Source organism: Methylobacterium sp. SD274 (assembly GCF_017355285.1).
Classification (GTDB): Bacteria; Pseudomonadota; Alphaproteobacteria; order Rhizobiales; family Beijerinckiaceae; genus Methylobacterium.
This window is the reverse complement of record NZ_JADIJP010000008.1, coordinates 23375-42890: the sequence shown is the minus strand read 5'-3', so window position 1 is coordinate 42890 and position 19516 is coordinate 23375. Positions and strand designations below refer to the sequence as shown.

Sequence of the window (19516 nt, the reverse complement as noted above, 5' to 3'; positions counted from 1 at the left end):
CGTGTTCGGCTTCGCGGCGCGCGCCCTTCGCCGAAACGAAGGGCTTGGCCGCGTCGGCCGCAGCTTTGGCACCAGCTTCTGGGCGACAACGCGACGGACGGCTGAAAACTCGAAGTTTTGTGCTGACACGCGGGCGGCTACTCCGCAACCCGCTGGGGTGCGCGCAGCCGCCAGACGATGACGGACCGCTCCGCCGGATCGAGGGCGATGCGGTGGGACTTGCCGCGCAGCTCGAACTTGTAGCCGAGCAGCAGGTCCTCCACCTCGACGGCGCCGTGGTCGGGCTCTCCGAGGAGCCAGAGCGGTACCTCGTAGGTGCATTCCTGGCGGTTCTTCGGATCGAGATTGACCATCACGAAAATGCAATTGTCGCCCTCGGGCGTCGCCTTGGCGTAGGCGACGATCTGGTCGTTATAGGCCGCCGTGAAGGTGATGTTGCGGAAGTCCCAGAGTGCCGGGTTCTCCTGCCGGATGCGGTTGAGCTTGATGATGTGCGCGCGGATGTTGCCCGGCGCATGGTAATCCCAGGCCTTCAGCTCGTATTTCTCTGAATTGAGATATTCTTCCTTGCCAGGATAAGGTGCTGCCTCGCACATCTCGAAGCCGTTATAGATGCCGTAGACCGAGGACAGGGTCGCCGCCAGGGTCGCCCGCACGATGAATCCGGCCCGGCCGCTGGTCTGGAGGTAGACCGGATTGATGTCCGGCGTGTTGGCGAAGAAGTTCGGCCGGTAATACTCCCCCATCTCGCCGGCGAGCTCGGTCGAGTAGTCGATGAGCTCCTGCTTCGTGTTGCGCCAGGTGAAGTAGGTGTAGCTCTGCTGGTAGCCGGCCTTGGCGAGCTTCTTCATCATCTTCGGCCGGGTGAAGGCCTCGGCGAGGAAGATGACGTCGGGATAGCGCGCATTCACCTCGGCGATCATCCATTCCCAAAACGGGATCGGCTTGGTGTGGGGGTTGTCGACGCGGAAGATGCGGGCGCCGAGTTCGGCCCAGCCCATGACGATGTCGCGCAGCTCGATCCAGAGCGAGGGCAGCGCGCCGCCGTAGAAGTGGACGTTGGAGATGTCCTCGTACTTCTTCGGCGGGTTCTCGGCGAATTTCAGCGTGCCGTCGGGGCGCCACTCGAACCATTCCGGGTGGTTCTTGATCCAGGGGTGGTCGGGCGAGCACTGGATCGCGAAATCGAGCGCGATCTCCATGCCGTAGGCGTGGCTCGCGGCGACCAGCCGGCGGAAATCGTCGAGGGTGCCGAGTTCGGGATGCACCGCCTCGTGCCCGCCCGCCTCCGACCCGACCGCGTAGACCGAGCCGACATCGCCTTCGAGCGCCGTAAGGGTGTTGTTCTTGCCCTTGCGGTTGGTCTTCCCGATCGGGTGGATCGGCGTGAAGTAGAGCACGTCGAAACCGAGTTCCCGGATCTCGGGCAGACGCCGGATCACGTCGTCGAACGTGCCGTGGCGGTTGACGTCCATGGATTGCGAGCGCGGGAAGATCTCGTACCAGGCCGAGAACCGGGCCGCGAGGCGGTCGGCGATCACCGGCACGTTCACCGGGTAGCGCGAACGGTTGACCCGGTCCGCATGCTTGCGGATCAGGGACGCGGTCTCGGGGGCGAGGATGAGATCGAGCTGCGCTGCCGATCCGGTTTTCTCCGCCCCCAGGGCCGAGACGATGGCCTGGAGCCGGGCCTGGTCCGGCCCGGTGGCGAGGTCGGCCGCACCCTGCACGAAGCTGACGCCCTCGATGGTCTCGAGGCGCACGTCGACGCCCGCGTCCCGCTTCTTCAGCGTGTCGCGGATCCAGGACGAGAAGGCATCGCGCCAAGCCTCGATGGTGAATTCGTAGCGGGCATTGTGTTCGAGGGGGAAGGAGCCGCTCCAGCGATCGTTGTCCACGAACACCATGCGGTCTCGGCGCCACTCCTCCTCGCCGACGACGCGCGACAGGATCGCGGCGTCGATGATCTCGTGGCCATCGCTGAAGATGTCGGCGGAGACCGCCACCTGCTCGCCGACCACGCGCTTGACCGGGGAACGGCCCCCGTCGATCTCGGGCGAGACCGCCTCGATGACGACGCGACCTTCGCCCGACGGCGTGGAGGGAGCGGGGGGCTTTGCCACCACCCGCCGCTCGGCGGCGAGGATGCGGATCTCGCCGGGCGCGAGATCGAGGCTCGTGCCGGGGAGGAACTCGATGGGCTCCGCCTCGGGGGTGAGGTCCTTGAAGCGGCCGAGCATGCCGCCCGTCCGGGCCACCAGCGGCCCGGCATCCACCGCCACCGCCACGGGGCCGGGATTGAACAGGACGAGGGTGGCGTGGCGTGCGGAGGCGCCGTGCCCGGTGTCGAATTTCAGCAGCGCCACATAGGCCGCATCCGGCGCGGAGATGCGGGACTGCGCGCCCTCCACATTGGCGGAAGCGAGGCTGGCCTTCAGGGCGTTGATCGCCGTGACATAGCCGGAAATGTCGATGCCGGTGTCGGTTTCGCGCGAATCGGGATTGGTCTCGACCACATGCAGGGCACGGCGGTAGCCCCATTCATACCCGATGGGCAGGAGCACGCCGGCCGAGAAGAACGCGGCCAGGGCGTAGCGCGCCTTGAGTCGTCGCGCGATGGCGTCCGGCCCACCGGAAAGCCCGCCCGCGAGGCGGGGCATGTCGTGGTTCTCGGGGAAGGCGATGGAGGGGGCGATCACGCGCAGGCGGTCGTATTGTTCGAGCGCCCACGGCGCCTTCAGGTCCCACCAGGCGAAGGAATTGAACAGGTAGTCGAAGCCGGCGCCGGCCGTGGCCTGGGCCTCCTCGAAGGTGCAGCCCAGGGTCTCGGCGGCGAACAGGCAATCGGGCTCCAGCGCCTTGGCGGCGCCGATGAGGGAGCGCCAGACATCCGGCGGCACCTTGTAGGCGGCGTCGCAGCGGAACCCGCCGACGCCGAGATCCTGCATCCGGTTGATGTAGCCGGCCCAGAGCCGGGTCAGCTCCTCACGAGCACCGGCCGAATGATAGTTCAGCTCGGCGAGGTCGCCCCAGACCGTGCGGATCGACGGATCGTCCGGGTCGACGGCGGCCGGGCTCTCGATGTTGCCGGCCTCGTCGCGCAGGAACAGATCCGGCCGCTCCCGCGCCAGGGGGCCGTCCTTGGCGGTGTGATTGATGACGAGATCCGTCATCACCCGGATGCCGTGCGAGGTGGCGGCGGCGCAAAAGCGGCGGATCTGCTCGTCGTCCGAGGTGCCGTCATCGTCACGGAACCGCTCGTCGAGCCTTTCCGGGTCGGAGACCGCATAGAGGCTGCGCGAGCCGCCGGTCTGGTGGAACGGATTGAGGTAGATCCAGTCGAACCCCATCCCGGCGATGCGGGGAAGCTCCGCCGTCCAGGCCGAGACCTTTCCGACGAGGAGGGGGAACAGGTTGTAGATGCGCGGCCCCTCGGCACGGGGGGCGAGACCCGCAGGCAGCGCCACGGTTCCGGCTTCGGTCCGCGCGGCGGAGATCTTGGCTGGGCTCGGCGCGTTCATGCGTACTCCGTTCATTTGAATAGCGTGTCCCCGTCTCCCGCAGGAGCCTCCCGCGCGGCGGCGGGTGAGGTGGGGATGGGCAGTCCCCATCGAGGACCGCCCTTCAGGGTTCGGCTGCCGTCCCGAACTCGGGCTCAGGCGATCCGTTTCAGGACTGCGTAGGGCAAACGCGCGAACAACCGGCCGAGATCGACCGATGTTCCCTCCGGCTGCACCTCCGCCCCCGACATCACGTCGACCCAGCGGCTCTCGGCCGGCACCGGCAAGGTGGTGCCGGAGAAGGCCTCGCCCGACCATGCCGCATCGCCGACGAGGCCGGAGACGAGTCGCGGCACGGCGACGAGAAGGTCGCCCTCCCCACTTGTGGCATCGGACCGTGTGAATGCGATGACATGGGCACTCAACCGGCCTTCTGCGGTCACCGCCAGATGGTCGGCATCCGCGTAGAAGCTGGGTCGCTCCGCACGGTCGGCAAGGAGACGCGCGAGCGTCGCCTGCTTGACCCGCCCGTCCGGCCAGTGATCGAGCAAACCGGCGATGTCGGCGCTCCCGTTCAGGGCTTCGGCACGGGCCGTGTAATCCACGGGGCGGCGGTTATCCGGGTCCACGAAGGAGAAGTCCCAGAATTCCGTCCCCTGGTACACGTCGGGCAAGCCCGGAAGCGTGGCCTTCAGCACCGTCCGGCCGAGGCCGGCGATCATGCCGAGATGGGCGAGCCGGCGCGCGATCGGACGCATGAGCGTCATGAACTTCGCGCCCGGCGCGATCAGGCCGGCGAAGAACCGCTTGACCGCCGCCTCGTACTGCTCGTCCACATTGACCCAGCTCGACCGGCGCTTGCCCTCGCGCAGGGCCTTTTCAGAGTACGCGTCGAGACGTTCGCGGAATTCCGCGATGGCGGCCTCGTCGTCCCGCTCCAGCAATTCGAGCGGCCAGGCGCCGAGAATGGCCTGCAGGAACATCCACTGATCGTTGGCGTCGGGCGCGGGGCCCTCCTCCATGGCGGTGAGATGGGTCCGGGCCGATTGGCCGAGGATGGTCCAGGCCTCGGCCCAGACTTCCGGGATCTCGGACAGGGCAAGGAGGCGCGAGCGGGCATCCTCGCCGCGCTTGGTGTCGTGGGTCGCCGTAGTGATCATGGCGTTCGGCCAGTCGCGGGCCCGCGCCGCCTGGAGCGCGTGGAAATGCTCCAGATCGATCCCGTATTCGCCCGGATCGCCACCGACCTCGTTGAGGGCGAGGAGTTCCGAGAACCGGTAGAACAGCGTGTCTTCCAGGCTTTTCGCCATGACCGGCCCGGTCAGCTGCTGGAACCGGCGACGGAACCGCAGGATGACGGCGGGATCGGGACGCCCCGGCCCCCCGGAATCGACCCGCCCCAACAGAGCCTGCGAGGCGAAATCGTGGACCGACCTGTCCGGCAGGGCGCTCCAGCGCTTGGCCTTTGCCACCGCGCCCTCGATCAGGCGGATATCTTCGCCCTCGACATCGCTCTCGTCGAGATCGCCCGGCAGATAGGAGCGGTAGGTGGGAAAGCGCGCGATGATCTCGATCAGCGCACGGCGGATGGCGTTCACCGAGAAGTCGCGCGTGCGCCGGTCCGCATCGGCGATCCGCTTCAAGTCGGCGGTGAGCACTTCGAGCTCGCTGGCGAAGCTGATCTCGAGGATCTCGGCCTTGGCCGCCCGGAGCTGCGCCTTGTAGGGCTCGTCCATGCCGGTGGCCCAGCGATAGAACCGGGTGATCCTGGTGTGCTTCTCCTGATCCACCAGGATACCGTCGAGCTGGTTCAGCACGTCGTAGCCGGTGGTTCCGGCGACGGGCCAGGGCCGCAGCTTCTCGCCGGGTTCGAGGATCTTCTCGACCACGACGTAGAAGCCCGGGCCGACCGCGCTCTGCAGGGCGCGCGCATACCCCTGCGGGTCGGCGAGACCGTCGATATGGTCGATCCGCAGCCCGTCGATCCGCCCCTCGGAGATGAGGCGGAACACCGTCTCGTGCGAGCGGTGGAAGATGTCGGATTTCTCCACGCGCAGGCCCGCGAGGCCATTAACGTCGAAGAAGCGACGGTAGTTGATGTCGCTCGCCGCCACGCGCCAATGGGCGAGACGGTAGGATTGCTGCTCGAGGAGCCGGTGGAGCGGCCCGAAACTGTCGGGCCTTCCCTCGAAACCGTTGAGCAGGGTCAGCGTGCGGTCGATGGCCTTGGCGATGGCCGGCGAAGCCTCCACCGCGTCGGCGAGCCGGCGCTTGAGGCCGTCGGCCTCCTCCGGGAAGCCACGGCGGCGCTCCGCATTCGTCTCTTCGCTCATGAGACGCAGACGCTCGGAGACGGCGAGAACTTCTGCCGCCGCATCGTCGCCGATCTCGCCATGCGCCGCCAGGGCGCGGTTGAGGATCGACGGATATTGCAGCGGGCAGATCGGGAATTGGTGCTCGTAATGCCATACGCTGAAGGCGCCGGCGGCGGCGTCGTATTTCAGGTCGAGCGTGCCGTGTTCCAGGGCCTCGCCATAGCGGTCGCCCAGGAACGGGATGACGAGGTTGTTGCGCGCGCCCTGTCGCTGCCAGTCGATGTCGAAGGCATGCGAGAGCGGCGAGAGATCACCCCATTCGAGGACGGAGAGCCACCACGGATTATCGGCCCCGCCGACGCCCATGTGGTTCGGCACGATGTCGAGGAGCAGCTTCAGGCCGTGCCGCTGCATCACGTCGGAGAAGTGAACGAAGCCCTCTTCGCCGCCGAGTTCCGGATTGATCGTCGAATGGTCGACGATGTCGTAGCCATGGGTCGAGCCGGGCCGCGCCTTCTGGATCGGCGAAGCATAGACGTGGCTGATGCCGAGTTTGGCCAGATACGGCACGATCCGCTCGGCATCGGCGAAGGTGAAGTCCTTGTGGAACTGCAGCCGGTAGGTGGCGCGCGGCGGCGGCGAGGCGAGACGCGCCGCCCCCGAACGGGGGCCGCGTTCCTCGGCCGACAGCGCGGCGGCGAGCTTTGCCAGCGGACCGCCCGGCGCCGCGATGGCCTCCAGGCTGCGATCGAGCTTGCGCCGCCAGTTCGGATAGCCCTCCGTCGAGCCCGGCACGTTGGCCTGGCTCAATTCCGAGATGACGTCCTCGTACTGCACCGCCGTCAGCATCGAGGGCGCCCGCGCGAGGTAGCGTGCCGCCGCTTCGAACGGCGCCGTCTCGGGCACATCGAAGCTCGGCAGCAATTGCTCGGAGGCCAGAGCCTCGGTGAGGCGGGCGCGCTCTGTGACGCGCTCGCGCCGCTCCGCTTCCGCCCGCTCGGCGTCGTAGAGGCCCAGCGCCTGGCGAGTGTCGGTATCGACGCCGCGCCACCAGCCGACGAAGGTCGGCAGGTCATGCGTGGTAATCGCCGTCAGCGCATCGCGCGGATAGGCGCCGGGTCCCTTGAACCGGCCGCCATGCTCGCGCTCGAAGGCGAGGATGCGGTAGCTCAGGATGCCGGCCTGCATCAACGCGTCGGAGAAGCCCTCCGGCGCGGTGCCGAGATCCTCGGCGATGACGAGGCACTTGGCCCGGTGGCTCTCCAGCCGCAGCACCGCGAGCATCGGCTCGAACGGCATGGCGACATAGGCCCCGTCCTTCGCCGATCCGGTGACCGGAATGAGGAAGAGCCGGGCGAGCTGGAACGCGTGGTCGATGCGGATCGCACCGGCATGGCGCATGTTCGCCTGGACCAGAGCGCGGAACGCCGCGAGCCCGTTGCGCTCCATTTCGAGGGGGTGGAAGGCCGGCAGGCCCCAATCCTGGCCCTTGGGCGCCAGTAGATCGGGCGGCGCACCGATGGAGACACCATTGGCGAAGCGCTCAGGATGCGACCAGACTTCCGACCCGCCGCGATCGGCGCCGACGGCGAGGTCGCGGTAGAGGCCGAGCCGCATCCCGCTTTCGAGGGCGGCCTTCGACGCATCGGCCAATTGGCGATCGGCGAGGTATTGCAGCCAGATATGGTAGGTGACGGCCTCGGCATGGGCCATCGCGAACGCCTCCACGGCCGGTGTCCCGGCGCGGCGCATCTCCTCCGGCCAGTCGCCGGACCAATAGGCGCCAAGCGCCTTGTAATGGGCGGACAGGGCCTCGAACGTCCCGTGGGCTTCGAGATCCGCCCCGCCCTCCTCGCGGAAGGCCGAGAAGGCGGGGTCCTGCCCCGCGCGAGCCGGGGATTCCTGCCAGAACGCCTCCAGCACGGGGGACAGCACGCCCCAGATGCCGGGATGGTCCACCAGGGTCGCGGCCTGAAGACCGGCGATGTCGGTCGCCTTGTCCGCCAGTAGCGCGGCGGCACGCGAATTGGTGAAACCGGGCAACGCGCCGGGTTCGATGAACAGGGTCTCTAAGAACAATCGCGAGGACGGCGAATAGGGCGAGATCTTGCCGCGGTCCGATTCGAACAGCGCATGGACCGGGCTCAGGCCCAGGAACGAGGCACCGCGAATGCCGGCATCGCGCGCGGCGCGGCCCGCATCGGCGTAGCTGCCGATGCCGAGGTTGTGCGGCGAGCGCAGGCCGTAGAGCTGCGCGGCGAGGCCCCAATCCCGCGCGCCCTCGTCGGCATAGGCGGCGGGGCGCCAGCAGCGCTGCGGCGCGGAGATGACCCAGGCTTCCGATTTCCGCTCGCCGAGCGCCACGGTGAGCCGGTGGTAGCCCGGCGTCAGGGGCGGCAACTCGATACGGGGTTCGCCAGCGCCCGTGATCGACGCCCTCCCCTCCCGCGCGAGGCCGCGCTCGTCGACGAGGCGCCACGACACGGCGCCGTGCGCCTCCGCGGCCTGAAGCGGGATCGTGGAGGCACGCCTCGCTTCGACCGGGTTCAGAGACGGGACGAGCCCGAGCCGGACGGATTCGACCTCGGCGAGGCTGCTCGCGATCTCGTCGTCGTTGCTCGCCGGGAAGCCCAGGGCGGCGACCATGCCGCGCCGAGTTTCGATATCGGTCGCCACGGGCTGGCCGAACGCGTCGGTATAGCCGGATGCGATGCCGAGGAGGTCGGCCAGGCGTTCGAGATCGCGGCTCATCGGGCGGCTCCCGTCAGCACGATACCCGTCCAGGTGGGAAGCTCGATCTCGCTGCCCGTATGACCGTTCGACCAGATCACCTGACCTCCATGGGAATCGACGGCGAGGGGATCCGCGCCGAAATTGGCGACGAAGCGCAGGGTGCCCCCCGCATAGCGCCACGTCACGTCGAGGGAATCCGGGGACGGCCGGGTCACGTCGGCCCCGAGATATTGCGTCTTCGTCAGGGGCACGACGGATTGGTGCCTGATCTGCAGCAGGTTGCGGGTGTCGGCCCAGACACCGCGATGGGGCTGCCGCTCCGGCTCGGACCAGTCGAGCTTCGAATCGAGGAAGGTCTGTTCCGCCGTGGGATCGGGGATCACCGACGTGTCATCCGCGAAGGCGGCGAAGCTCTTGAACTCGCGACGGCGCCCCTCGCGCACGGCCTTGTTGAGCTCCTCGTCCGGCGCGAAATCGACGAAGAACAGGAACGGCGTCGTGGCCGACCATTCCTCGCCCATCCACAGCATCGGAATCTGTGGAGCGAGCAGGAAGCCGGCCCTCGCCAAGCTGAGCTTGTCGGGGTCGCTCAGTGCGCTCAGGCGCTCGCCGAGCGCTCGGTTGCCGACCTGATCGTGGTTCTGGAGGAAGGTGACGAAGGCCGAGGGCGGCAGATGGGAAGAGGGCTCGCCGCGCGGATGATTGTCGAGGCTCGGGAACGGCTCGCCCTGATAGGCGAAGCCTTCCGCGAGGCAGCGGGCGAGATGCTCCACCGGCTTGTCGGCGAAGCTGACATAATAGCCCGCATCCTCGCCGGTCAGCAGCACGTGCCAGCAATGGTGGAGGTCGTCGGCCCATTGGGCCGTGTGCTGGAGCGGCTGGGCGTTGTCGTCGCGTTCGAGCCAGCGGGCCTGATTGGCCTCGTTCTCGAGGACGAGATGGATGTGCCGTCCGGGTAGCCGGGTGCGGATGGTTTCGGCGAGCTCGCCGATGAAGTGCTTGGGCGAATCGTCCAGGATGGCGTGGACCGCGTCGAAGCGGATGCCGTCGAAATGGTATTCTTCCAGCCAGTAGAGCGCGTTCTCGATGAAGTAGTCGCGCACGACCTTGCCGCTGGTCTCGCCGTCGAAGTTGATGCCGGCGCCCCAGGGCGTCTGATGACGCTCGGTGAAGAAGGTCTTGGCATAGGCGTGGAGGTAATTCCCGGCCGGGCCGAAATGGTTGTAGACCGCGTCGAGGAACACCATCAGCCCGAGCGAATGGGCCTTGTCGATCAGGTGCTTGAGCTCGTCCGGGCGTCCGTAGACGGCGTCCGGCGCGTAGGGCAGCACGCCGTCATAGCCCCAGTTGCGGGTACCCTTGAAATCGGCGAGCGGCAGAAGCTCGATGGCGGTGACCCCGAGATGGGTCAGGTCCTCGAGCTTGGCCTCCAGGGCGGCGTAGGTGCCCTCCGGCGTGGCGGTGCCCACATGCAGCTCGTAGAGGACGGCCTCTTCCCAGGGGCGGCCGGTCCATTCGCCGTCGCTCCAGTCGAACGCCTTCGGGTCGATTACCTCGCTGAGGCCCGACACGTCGTCGGGCTGGAAGCGCGAGGCGGGATCCGGCACCACGAGGTCGCCGTCGATGCGGAACCCGTAGCGGGCACCCGGGCGGACGTCCGGCACGGTGGTGCGGCGCCAGCCTTCGCCGGCCTCTGGGATGGGATGCTCGGCCCCGTCGACCACGAGGGCGACGTCCTTGGCCGTGGGTGCCCAGAGGGCGAAGCGCACGCCGTCCGCCGCAATGGCGGCACCGAAGTTCATGTCGTGTGTGCGCCGCATCAGACCGCCATCTCGCTCATTGGGAAACCTCGCGGCGGAGTCGCACCCGCCTGCGGTGAGAAGGCTGTCCGCGGTGCTCTGGTTCCCTCACCGAACAGCTTCGCTTGCGACGTAATGCGCGGGTCGCGGCGGACAACCGCCGGGCAGAGAAGTTTTATGTGCAGCGCGCCATTGATCCATGATTGTGCCCGTTCCGGCGGCGCGATGCATCGGTAAGCGCCACATGCACGTTGATGAGTGTCGCCTCGCCGATGAGCCGGCGGCGAACCTCAAGGGAGACAGCGCATGAGCCGCGGATATCCGTCCATGACCGCCTTGCTGGGCCTGCTCGCCGTGGCGGGCTACCAGAACAGGGACAAGATCGCCGAGTTCCTGGGCGGCACGTCGAACAAGAGCACGGCTCCGGGCACGCCGGGAGCCGTCACCGATGGCCAGAGCGGCCTCAATCAAAGCGGGCTCGGCGGCATCCTCGGCCAGTTGGGAAGCGCCCTCGGCGGTGCGGGCGCGGGCGGCCTCCTCGGCGGTGGCTTGAACGAACTCGTCGAGCGGTTCACCCAGAACGGCCACGGCGAGACCGCTTCGTCCTGGGTCAACCAGGGCCCGAACCAGGAAATCGCGCCCCAGAACCTCGAAAAGGCGATCGGCCCGGACATCCTGGCCACCCTCGCCCAGCAGACCGGTCTTTCCCGCGAGGAATTGCTGTCCCGCCTGTCGCGGGAACTGCCGCAGGCCGTCGACCGCTACACCCCCGACGGCCGCGTGCCGGCCTGAGGCGTCGTCTCCTCCCAGGCGAAGCCCGCCCGGGAGGATCGATGAGGGTCAGAGCAGCGTGCCGCGCAGGATCAGCATCGCCACCGAGAAGTAGATGACGAGGCCGGTGACATCGACGAGCGTCGCCACGAAGGGCGCGGAGGCCGTCGCCGGATCGAAGCCGAGGCGCTGGAGCACGAAGGGCAGCATCGATCCCGTCAGCGAACCGAAGGTGACGATGCCGACCAGGGCGGCCCCCACCGTCGCCGCCACCAGCATCCAATGCTCGCCGTAATCGTAGAGGCCGGCCTTCTGCCAGACGACGATGCGAACGACACCGATCGTCCCCAGGATGGCGCCCAGCAGCAACCCGGTCGGCACTTCTCGCAGGGCCACCCGCCACCAGTCGCGCAGGCGGACCTCGTGGAGCGCCAGAGCGCGGATGAGGAGCGAGGTCGCCTGACTGCCCGAATTGCCGCCCGAACTCATGATGAGCGGGATGAACAGGGTCAGGACGATGGCCTTCTCCAGCTGCCCCTCGAACCCCTGCATCGCCGTGGCCGTCATCATCTCGCCGAGGAACAGGGCGCAGAGCCAGCCGGCGCGCTTCCGGATCATCGTGCCGAAGCCGATATCCATATAGGGCTCGGGCAGGGCCTCCATGCCGCCGAAGCGCTGCACGTCCTGCGTCTGCTTCTCGACCATGGCGTCGATCATGTCGTCCACCGTGACGATGCCGATGAGGTGGCCCACCGCATCCACCACCGGTAGGGCCAGCAGATCGTATTTCGAGATCAGCCGCGCCGCCTCCTCGCGGCTGGCGGTGGGCGAGACGGCGAGCGGCCGCCGGCCGGCGGCGACGCTGAGGACGTTGTCGTCGGGGTTGCCGGAGATCAGCCGGCGCAGGGGCACGGCCTTCGTCAGCGCCTGGGTGCGCGGGTCGAGGACGAAGATCGCGTAGATCGTCTCGCGGGTCTTCTCCACGGTACGGACATGGTCGAGGGTCTGCTGCACCGTCCAGTTGCCCGGGACGCTGACGAATTCCGTGGTCATCAGCGAGCCCACGCTCTCCTCGCCATAGGCGCTGAGCCGGTCGATCGTGCCGCGCGTCTCCGCATCGAGGCGCGCCCTCAGATCGGAGCGGCCCGGCTCCTCGATCTCGCGGAACACGTCCGTCACCCGGTCCGCCGACATGCCGGACAGGTAGGAGGCGACCCGGTCGCGCGGCAGCATCTCGATGATGTCGGCGGCGAGGTCGAGTTCCGGCTGGTCGAGCACCTCCACCGCCCGGTCATGGGGCAGCCCGAGCAGGATCGCGGCGGCGACCTCGGGTGCCTCCTCGTTCAGCGCCTCGACGATGTCGGGCGCGCGTTCGTCCGACAGCCGGGCGGCCAGCACGGAGGGATCGATCTTGGTCGGAAAGGGGGCGATCTGGTTCATGGGCTCACCTCGGGGGAGGAGTGCGATCGGGCCGTGTTCGGCCGGATCGCGGTGAGCCGCGTGTGAACCCGTCAGGGCCTCAGGCGGTCAGAACGATATCGGCCGGGCGGGCTGGATCGGTGGGACTGTCGCTGGGCATGGATGAGGAATTCGGGCTCCAAAGCCTCCACCTGCGATGCGCACATGCGGATCGCCGAGGGGAAGCCGTCGGCGGCGCCCCCATGCGCTCCGCCACGGGGCGCGTCAAGATGAATTTCCTCCTGTCTTTCAGACCTGTCGGCGGGACGGCCGGGACGGCCGTGGGAGCCGCCGTTTCGACGTTCGGAATGGGCAGCGCCGGGGCCGGGATCGCGCACCGACGGAGCACAATCCTGCATCATAGTTCCCTAAAGAAGGAAAATCGTCCTCTTATCGGGGAAAATTCGGCCCTTACGATCCATCATATGAAAAATATAAGTCTCGTGCCCGCTTGTATTGCGCCCAACTCATTGCTTATGTTGAGGGCGTCGGACACGAAGGAGTTCTGCCATGGTATGGTCTACCCCCGTTGTTCAGGAAATCTGCGTCGGCATGGAAGTCACCAGCTACGAGTCGGCGGAAATCGATCCCTTCAACTAAGGGATCGGCGCCCTCACGGGCCCGTGTCACCAAGCCTCATCACTACCAACCAGGAGAAACGTCATGACGTGGTCTGCCCCCATCGTTCAGGAAGTGTGCGTCGGCATGGAAGTCACCAGCTACGAGTCGGCTGAGATCGACACCTTCAACTAAGTCGATCGCGACCAAGTCGATCGCTCCCTGGAGCGGTTTGAAGGGGCGGCATTCCATCGGGAATGCCGCCTTTTTTCGTGTTCGCTCGGGACCGGGGATCGGGTCGGTGCAGAGATCGTCAGTCATGTCACCGATCGAAATGTCGACGTCACTGGTCTCGCCGCAAGTGTGAACTTTACGAGACCGTTCCGCCGAGAACTCTGCTAGGATGGTCACTTCGGCTCATGAGATGGGGACACGTTCGGGTCCCTGCGGTGAACTCGTCATTCGAGAGAAACACCCCATGACCCACGAGATGCCAGCCATGGAATTCTCGGATCTAACCGGACGGGCGACCCAGGACGGCATCACGGTGACCGTGAACGTCTATCGCTTCGCCGGCACGCAGGATCGGTGGACACTCGAAGTCATCGATCAGACGGGTTGGTCGACGGTCTGGGCCACCACCTTCGCCTCCGACGAAGATGCCCTCGACGCATTCATCGAGGCCGCCGAGGAAGGTGACGGCATGCGCGCGTTCCTCGAACCGCCGCCGACCTTGCACTGACGCAGATCGATATCGGCCTTCCGCCGCCGCACGCGCCTACCGGCTTCGCACAGCGACTCAAACGCCGTTCGCTTCATCCAAGCTCTTCGACAATAGGGGCGACGGGTTCCCTCTGCTGCAAGGAGACGGTATTCACCCATCTACTTGTGCAGGCAAAACGCCTCCCTCTCCGCCTTGTGGGGAGAGGTCAGGATTGGGGGTGGCGCCGCTTGCCTCCGCAGCTTGAGGGTCGCCCAACCAGCCCCACCTCCACCCCACAAGCTCGACGGATCTCGGGCAGGCCCGAGATCCGCTGGGGAGGAGGGCCGCGTATCCTGCGAGATGTGTGAATATCGTAGCCCCCGCACCGCGGAATCTCGCGGCGTGGATGGCAGCGCCGCCCTGCCCCTCATGCCGACATTCGAGTGGCGGCCGAACAAAGTCCACGTCACACCCAAGGACGAACGCCCCCGCAGGGAACATCGCGCGTCGATGCATTCAGTCTCTGCGGGTGGGCCACGTGCCATCACAACAATTGGAAAGTAGATCCATCATGAACCAACCCGACCTGCTCGCCGAGAACGTCTCCATCGCGGATCTCGCCGGCCGGAAAGCCGAGCGTCTGGAATATCTGAAAGGCGTCTACCTCAACATGGTCCCCGACCAGACGCGCAACCCGACGCTGCGTGTTCGCCTCAGCCGGGTCGGATCGAAAGTCCAGCCGCACTACCGGATCGAGAGCGACGACACCGATGGCCAGACCGTCATCTTGGGGGTCTATCAGGGCGACAAGCACAAGCCGCTCGCCAAGAGGCTGCACGACGATGACGGACCGACCTGGAGCAGCGAGACCATGAGCTACGTCGACCTCCGCACGCTACACAACAGCCAGATTGGGGTTTGAGCCGTCCATGATCGAGTTCTTCGACAGAGATGGCGGCGAGGCGGTTTTCTGCCACGACGGGCACTCGCTCTATCTCTGGAACGGCAAGGCCGCGGCTTTCATCCACGATGACAAGGTCTACGCCTATGACGGCCGCTTCATCGGCTGGGCGGATCGCGGCTGGATCTCGGACGAGGACGGAGCCTGCCTGCTCTTCGAACGGGACGCGGTGGGCGGCCCTCCCAAGCCCCAGCGGCAGGGGAAAACGACGCCCGGTCCGAGACGCCCGAAACCGGCACGGGCCGAAATGCAGCAGGCCCCGTCTCGTCCCGCCTCATTCGCGGCTTGGTCCCATCGCGTCTTTTCCGACCTGATCTGACCCTCGGCCGAACCCGTTCGAACGACCTCCCTCGCCACGTCGAACGGTGTGACGAGAGGGGTCGGGCGATGCCTGACGATAGGAAACTCGCATGACACTGACGAAGAAGCTGGCTCGCGTCCTCACCGACGAGACGGCGGGAGGCTATCGACTCACCATCGAGACCGTGGACGGGGAGATCTTCCGTATCCTCGCCACGGAGGATCAGGTGAACGACCTGATCGACGAACTCGATGAACTGGTCGGAGACGATGCCGACGACATTCCCGCTCTTTCCGAGGAGGAAGAGCGTGTCGGGGAGGAGCAGCCTTCGTAACGACGGGCCGAACGTTCGATTGTCCCGAGACGAATTCGGGTTGGTCTCGACTTTGGACGATGACTGGGTTGGCGGGGCACGCCCGGCAACCCCCGTCATCGGGTCGGCCACGGCAGAGCTATCTTCCCGACCTCAGCCGGTCCTCGTACTGCGCCGCCAAAAGCTACGCGAGGGAACACGATTTCGCGACATCCACGAGGCCTTCACAGGCCTCGCGGCAAGCCTCGTCACGCTCGACCAGATCGAACGGTTCGGTTCGGCACTCCGAGGCATCATCTGCGACGAGCCGCGCATTGGCCCTCATACGACTTGGACCCGATTCCGCCCGCTGATCTTGGCCTTGTACAAAGCTGCATCCGCTCGTTCGATAGCAGCCACGACCTGCGCTCCGTCATCCGTCATTTCGACGCCGAGGCTGACCGTGACCGCAATCGAGTGACCGTTCCATGTGATCGGCTTGTCTTGAAGTGTGAAGCGAAGGCGTTCGGCGAGGAAGACAGTCGCGTGGCGATCGTGCCCTTCAAGGACGATCACGAATTCCTCGCCGCCGAGGCGAGCGAGAATAGCCGCCTCCGGTAGGACCGACTTTGCGCATTTGACGAACTCGCGCAGAACGTCGTCTCCGGCGGCGTGGCCGAATCGATCGTTGATGGCTTTGAAGTGGTCGAGATCGGCGACGATCACCCCGGCCACCTTCCGCTCTTTTTTGAGTTCGCGATCGAGGCCCTTGCGGTTCAGGGCGCCGGTCAGGGGATCGTGATTCGCAATCTGCTCCAACGCCGCATAGGCCCTCTCGGACTGAAGGGCGAGGATCGCTGTCGTGAGCACGATCGACGTCACATGATCGTTGATCGCAACGATCACCACCGTCAGTTGCTCGACGTTGGGCGAGAACGGCAGGATCGGCAGACAGAGCGCAGCGGCGATGGCAGCCTGCGCAAGGCCTGCGATGCGCCGTATGGCCGATCCCCCCGAGGTCGAAAGCACGTAAATGGCTATCGCGGCCTCAAGCTGCGCATAAGCCAGCGTACTCACCGTATTGACCGTATCGGCATCCCGACCGATCGCCGCCAGACCGACATGCAGGAGAGCCGGCAGCAAGGTCAGGACGGCCATGACGGGCGTCAGAGGTCTTCGCCCGTCGAAGACGCGAAAACCGACCCAGAACATGCAAGCCGTCAGCGACCAACCCAGCGAAGAAAGCCAACTCCCGTAGCGGCCGAAGTCGTCGAAGCCGACTGTTATCGCGGCGCTGATCAGATAGTTCGATCCGAAGCAGAGGAATGAGAACTCATCTCTACGAAGAAACCAGCCGTATACGAACACGAGCCCGCACGTCATGAAGACGATCAGCTCGGTCAGTTGTAGAGTTGGAATCGAGACGGTCATCATACCTGATTAGCTTGCTCAGAGCGCACCAAACAAGCTTCAATCAAGAATTTCCCACTGCGGGTTAGGAACGTTCAACAGAACCGCCTAAATCGATTCAGGGTAATATAGTTTGCAGCGAGTCTGGTGAGGGCTCTGCGGCTATCGCTTCATTGTCCTTCGGTTCGGCACGCCTTCGGTACTGGATAGCGAGGCTCGGCCCCAGGAAACCAATCGGAACCTGCTGCGCGCGGGGCGGCCTCCGGTCATGCCTGGCCGCCCCGGTTCATATCTCGTTCCCGGCGATTCGCCATCTCTGTCGTCCTAAGCAGGTTTCGCAGAAGTGGCCGCCGGTTCTGCGATAAAAACCTGCGACACATCGAGGAGTTGAGCAGCGTGAAGCGTTGGCGTGCCAACGGGACCCTGCTTAGAGGCGGTAGCGGATCTGGTCGGTCCAGAAGCGCTCGAGACGGCCCAGGGCGACGTTGAGGCGCCCGAAATCGTCGTCGGAGATGCCGCCGATCGGCTGGATGGTCCGGGCGTGTTTGTCGTAGAGGCCCTGGATGATGTCGTGGATGGACCGGCCCTTGTCGGTGAGGCTGATCCGGACCGAGCGGCGGTCGGTCTTCGACCGGGCGTGGTGGAGGTAGCCGGCCTCGACGAGCTTCTTGACGTTGTAGGAGACGTTGGAGCCGAGATAGTAGCCCTTCGTCCGCAGCTCGCTGGCCGTCAGTTCCTTGTCGCCGATGTTGTAGAGCAGCAGCGCCTGGACGCTGTTGACGTCCTCGCGACCCCGGCGCTCGAACTCGTCCTTGATCACATCGAGCAGGCGGCGGTGGAGCCGTTCCACGAGATGCAGCGCTTCGAGATAGGATCCATGCACCGGGGTGGTCTCGGTGGAAGTATTGGTCTCGATCACCTTGGCGGACTGGGACTTCATCTGATTGCCTCGTCAGGGTTCTTGCTCGGGCGCCGTGGTGTTCGGCACCGCTTATGAAGCCAATTTACGAGTGACCGATGAAAGACGATTTAAGCGATAGGATGAATATGCGATTTACCTCTGTCGGTAAATGCAAAATGAAAGTAATCCAGTAAGGTGTTGTTTACCTGACCTCGCGAGCCGCAGCCCAAGACAAAGCGAAGTAGACCACAATGATACTTGCATGCGCAGCAAGGGACGGGACCGACATCGGCAGCAGATGCGGAGTGAGGATCGCCAGGGTGACGGCACTCGTGGCGGCCAACAACCAGACCACACCGCCCCAGGCGCTGGTCAGCCACATCCCGATCGCCGCCGTGAAGTCGATCACCGCGAAATAGACGATGACGGCTTGGCGGCCGAGGGGTTCGGCCTCGAAAGGACGAGCTCCGGGAAAGATATCGAGGATCGTCGCCCAGGTAGAGACGCCCTTTGCCAGCCAGAACATCGCCGTCAGGCGCATGAACCAGACCAGAACCACGTCCCAGCCCGTCTGCGGTGCACGCGGCGACCGCTCGATCCGGTCGCCGGCCATCTCGCTGGCGCGCCCGCGCCCATCCCGCGTCGCACCGACCTTGGTCAGTCCCCTCATGATAAGATCCTTTCTGATCCATCGAACTTCGGCGCGTCGCCATCGGGCAGATCGGTGAAGGCCTCGGCGATCGCCGCCGGGTCCACCTCGGCCAGGGTCGCGGGTCGCCAGTCCGGGCGGTTGTCCTTGTCCACGAGCACGGCGCGGACCCCTTCCCGGAAGTCGTGCCAGTGCATGGCGCGCATGGCCAGGCGATACTCCGCCTGGATCGCCTCGGCGAAATCCATGGCGAGGCCGCGCTTCATCTGTTCGTGGGCGATGCACAGGGAATGCGGGGAGCGTGTGCGCATCAATGCGGCGGTCTCGGTGGCGAAGGGCGACCCGTCCGAATCGAGCCTCGCCAGGATTTCGACGACGCTGCCGGCGGAGAAACAGGCCTCGATCGTACCGCCATGCGACGTGATCGGGCCGACCTCCTGAAAGGCGGTCGCGTGGCGGTCGAAAGCCCGTCCGATGACGCTGCCTTCGGCCAGGTCATCCGTGATCGCGTCGAAATTTTCCGCCGCCGAATAATGGGTGGCGAGCCCCAGAGCGAGGGCATCTCCGGCGCCGATCCGGGCGCCGGTGAGGGCGAGATAATGTCCCGCGTAACCGGGCAGGCGCGGCAGCGCATGAGTCATTCCCACATCCGGAAAGAACCCAATTCCCACTTCCGGCATCGCCAGCGCGTAGCGCTCCGAGGCGACCCGATGGCTGCCATGCAGGGACAGTCCGACCCCGCCGCCCATCACGATCCCCTCGATCAGGGCGATGTAAGGTTTGGTATAGCGCTTCACATAAGCGTTGAGGTGGTACTCGGCGAGCCAGAACTGCCTCACCTCCTCGTCCAGCCCCTGCCGCGCGAGGTCGTAGATCTGGCGGATGTCACCACCGGCGCAGAAGGCCCGGCCGCCCCGGCCACGGACGACCACGCGGGTGATCCTGTCGTCCCGCTCCCATTCGGCCAGGGCGCGATACATCGCCGTCGACATGGAGAAGGTGAGCGCATTCAGGGATTTAGGCCGATTCAGAGTGATGAGGCCAGCTTCGCCGCGCCGCTCGAACAGGATCTCCGGCTCGTCTGCGCCTGTCATCCATCGTCTCCGGTTGGCCTCCGGCGGGGGCTGTCTCGCCCCTCGTGGGGCTCGCGGGTTTCCACGCGGTC

General features: G+C 66.0%; 15 protein-coding genes. 7 read left to right on the top strand and 8 right to left on the bottom strand.

The annotated features are described in order from the left end of the window. Positions 1–137: 137 nt before the first annotated feature. From IPV08_RS09370 to treZ, 3 genes are all read right to left on the bottom strand, one after another. On the bottom strand, positions 138–3521 hold the full coding sequence (locus tag IPV08_RS09370) for a maltotransferase domain-containing protein (RefSeq protein ID WP_207411647.1): 3384 nt from the start codon (positions 3519–3521) through the stop codon (positions 138–140). Positions 3522–3655: 134 nt separating this feature from the next. Further along, on the bottom strand, positions 3656–8566 hold the full coding sequence (locus tag IPV08_RS09365) for a malto-oligosyltrehalose synthase (protein WP_207411646.1): 4911 nt from the start codon (positions 8564–8566) through the stop codon (positions 3656–3658). Next, the gene (treZ, locus tag IPV08_RS09360) at positions 8563–10368 is read right to left on the bottom strand and encodes a malto-oligosyltrehalose trehalohydrolase (RefSeq protein WP_207411645.1); all 1806 of its coding nucleotides are present in this window, start codon (positions 10366–10368) and stop codon (positions 8563–8565) included. Before treZ ends, IPV08_RS09365 begins: the two co-directional genes overlap by 4 nt. A 285-nt stretch (positions 10369–10653) precedes the next feature. Here treZ and IPV08_RS09355 point away from each other — a divergent pair, with 285 nt between their 5' ends. Beyond that, on the top strand, positions 10654–11139 hold the full coding sequence (locus IPV08_RS09355) for a YidB family protein (protein ID WP_207411644.1): 486 nt from the start codon (positions 10654–10656) through the stop codon (positions 11137–11139). Between the two features lie 48 nt (positions 11140–11187). Here the strand turns inward: IPV08_RS09355 and mgtE are convergent, their stop codons facing one another. Next, positions 11188–12558, bottom strand: a complete 1371-nt coding sequence (gene mgtE / locus IPV08_RS09350; RefSeq protein WP_207411643.1) for a magnesium transporter — start codon at positions 12556–12558, stop codon at positions 11188–11190. A gap of 528 nt (positions 12559–13086) precedes the next feature. Between mgtE and pqqA (IPV08_RS09345) the strand changes: the two genes are divergently transcribed. From pqqA (IPV08_RS09345) to IPV08_RS09320, 6 genes are all read left to right on the top strand, one after another. Next, a complete protein-coding gene (gene pqqA / locus IPV08_RS09345; RefSeq protein ID WP_207411642.1) occupies positions 13087–13176 on the top strand; it encodes a pyrroloquinoline quinone precursor peptide PqqA in 90 nt (29 codons plus the stop codon). 63 nt (positions 13177–13239) lie between these two features. Next, a complete protein-coding gene (gene pqqA / locus IPV08_RS09340; protein WP_018042171.1) occupies positions 13240–13329 on the top strand; it encodes a pyrroloquinoline quinone precursor peptide PqqA in 90 nt (29 codons plus the stop codon). A gap of 283 nt (positions 13330–13612) precedes the next feature. Next, the gene (locus IPV08_RS09335) at positions 13613–13876 is read left to right on the top strand and encodes a hypothetical protein (protein WP_056429269.1); all 264 of its coding nucleotides are present in this window, start codon (positions 13613–13615) and stop codon (positions 13874–13876) included. A gap of 532 nt (positions 13877–14408) precedes the next feature. Further along, entirely contained in the window at positions 14409–14759 is a 351-nt protein-coding gene (locus IPV08_RS09330) for a hypothetical protein (protein WP_056429271.1), read from the top strand. 7 nt (positions 14760–14766) lie between these two features. Then, entirely contained in the window at positions 14767–15117 is a 351-nt protein-coding gene (locus IPV08_RS09325) for a 4-fold beta flower protein (RefSeq protein WP_207411641.1), read from the top strand. A 91-nt stretch (positions 15118–15208) separates the two neighbouring features. After that, a complete protein-coding gene (locus IPV08_RS09320; protein ID WP_056429276.1) occupies positions 15209–15433 on the top strand; it encodes a hypothetical protein in 225 nt (74 codons plus the stop codon). Positions 15434–15733: 300 nt separating this feature from the next. Here the strand turns inward: IPV08_RS09320 and IPV08_RS09315 are convergent, their stop codons facing one another. The 4 genes from IPV08_RS09315 to IPV08_RS09300 all read right to left on the bottom strand — a co-directional run bounded on the left by IPV08_RS09315 (position 15734) and on the right by IPV08_RS09300 (position 19445). Further along, positions 15734–16825 (bottom strand): GGDEF domain-containing protein, encoded by a 1092-nt coding sequence (locus tag IPV08_RS09315; RefSeq protein WP_207411640.1) that lies wholly within the window; start codon positions 16823–16825, stop codon positions 15734–15736. 403 nt (positions 16826–17228) lie between these two features. Continuing rightward, positions 17229–17741 carry a winged helix DNA-binding protein gene (locus IPV08_RS09310; RefSeq protein ID WP_056429280.1) on the bottom strand — a complete coding sequence of 171 codons (513 nt, stop codon included), beginning with the start codon at positions 17739–17741 and terminating at the stop codon, positions 17229–17231. Between the two features lie 163 nt (positions 17742–17904). Continuing rightward, on the bottom strand, positions 17905–18372 hold the full coding sequence (locus tag IPV08_RS09305) for a DUF6163 family protein (RefSeq protein ID WP_056454291.1): 468 nt from the start codon (positions 18370–18372) through the stop codon (positions 17905–17907). Further along, positions 18369–19445 carry an enoyl-CoA hydratase/isomerase family protein gene (locus tag IPV08_RS09300; RefSeq protein WP_207411639.1) on the bottom strand — a complete coding sequence of 359 codons (1077 nt, stop codon included), beginning with the start codon at positions 19443–19445 and terminating at the stop codon, positions 18369–18371. The genes IPV08_RS09305 and IPV08_RS09300 overlap by 4 nt, the downstream gene beginning before the upstream one ends. Positions 19446–19516: the final 71 nt, after the last annotated feature.